We start from the raw sequence: 1,646 nt of genomic DNA on the forward strand, positions 1-1,646 counted from the left end.
GACAGTAATGATGGAATTGGTTGTGTCGCGGCGTGGCTCTAAGTGTGGTTGACGCCCTGTGAGGGGTTTGTCTTGACATTGATCTGTCCGCCGCGACACGACCCGCAGTAAACGCGGCGGCCAGGTGGACATGACCTTATAGGAGCCTGTTCGGAAGAGTCCCATTACTGTCTTGTCTGCCCACCGGGCCGGCGTGCCCATTTCTCATCGCATGCAAAGGTCAGGGCAGTTTCATCATGGCAAAGGAACATCTGAAAGTCATCGCCGGGATCGACACCCACGCCGGTACCCACCACGTCGCCCTCATCACCGACACCGGCAGGCACCTGGCCGACAGGGAATTCCCTGCCGCGGGGTCCGGCTACCAGGGCATCATCGAGTTCATCGCAGAGTTCGGTCCGGTCCTCGCCGCGGGCGTGGAAGGGACCGGCAGCTATGGTGCCGAACTCTCACGCGTACTCGTCGGCGAGGGCATTCACGTCGTAGAGGTGATGCGCCCGAACCGGCAGGCCCGCCGGCTGCAGGGAAAATCCGACCCGCTCGACGCCTATCAGGCTGCCGAATCGGTATTGTCCGGCCGCGCCGGCGCCACCCCGAAATCCCGGGACGGAGCCGTGGAATCGTTGCGGGTACTGCGCGCCGAGCGCGCCACCGCAATGCGCGCCCGGGTCGCCGTGATGGCCCAGGTCAAGGCGATCCTGGTGACTGCACCGGAAACGATCCGCGCCAGATACCGGGCCATGACCAGTCCCGCTTTGATGGCCGCGCTGGAAAAGACCCGGCCCGCCGGACCGGCCTCCGATCCACTCAACAGCACCGCGACCGTGCTCAAACGCCTCGCCGTCCGCTACCGGCACTTGCACCAGGAACTGGCACTGATCGACGCCGAACTCGACGCCATCCTCGCCCTCCACGCACCGATGCTCCGCGATCTACAGGGCGTGGGCACCGACGTCGCCAGCCAGCTCCTCGTAACGGTGGGAGACAACCCCGAACGCGTGAGCTCCGAAGCGAAGTTCGCCGCACTGGTCGGCGTCGCACCGATCCCCGCATCATCGGGAAAGACCTCCCGGCACCGGCTCAGCCGCGGCGGCGACCGGCAGGCCAATAAAGCCATCCACCGCGTGGTCCTCGTGCGGATGAGGTACGACAGCAGGACCAGGGCCTACGTGGTCAGGCGACGCCAGGAAGGCAAGAGCACCAAGGAAATCATGCGCTGTCTCAAGCGCTACGTCGCCCGCGAAATCTACGACCAACTCCTCCACCCCCAACCAGGACCCAACGCCGGAACACTCCGGACGGTACGCACGACCAAGCAGCTGACCCTTCAGCAAGCCGCCGACGCCCTCCACGTCTGGCCCACCGCACTGTCCCGCCTCGAACGCGGACTCACCCACGACACCGACTTCCACCAACGCTACGAAAACTGGCTCAACTGCCAGTCCCCTGCAACCGGGCACATACCGGATCCCGGGTTGGCCCGCGTGCTGCCTGCCTGACCATGGCCGCGCAAGCCCCGGGGTCAAGGGCGGCCGCATGGCCGTCGCGCAGCGATCGCAGGAGCGACCCTTGAGGCCGGAGCGGCGGCCACGGTAACCTGCGCGGCCGCGTGGCACAACAGCCGTTGACAACAATAGGAGCATCAA

The 1,646-nt window shown here is 65.6% G+C and carries 1 protein-coding gene; it reads left to right on the forward strand.

The window, feature by feature from the left end; translation table 11 throughout:
• Positions 1–236: 236 nt before the first annotated feature.
• Complete coding sequence (locus ACIPY3_RS23175; RefSeq protein WP_400337909.1) at positions 237–1,499, forward strand: IS110 family transposase; 1,263 nt, start codon at positions 237–239, stop codon at positions 1,497–1,499.
• Positions 1,500–1,646: the final 147 nt, after the last annotated feature.

It is taken from the genome of Paenarthrobacter sp. NPDC089714 (assembly GCF_044748905.1).
In the GTDB taxonomy this organism is placed as follows: Bacteria; Actinomycetota; Actinomycetes; order Actinomycetales; family Micrococcaceae; genus Arthrobacter.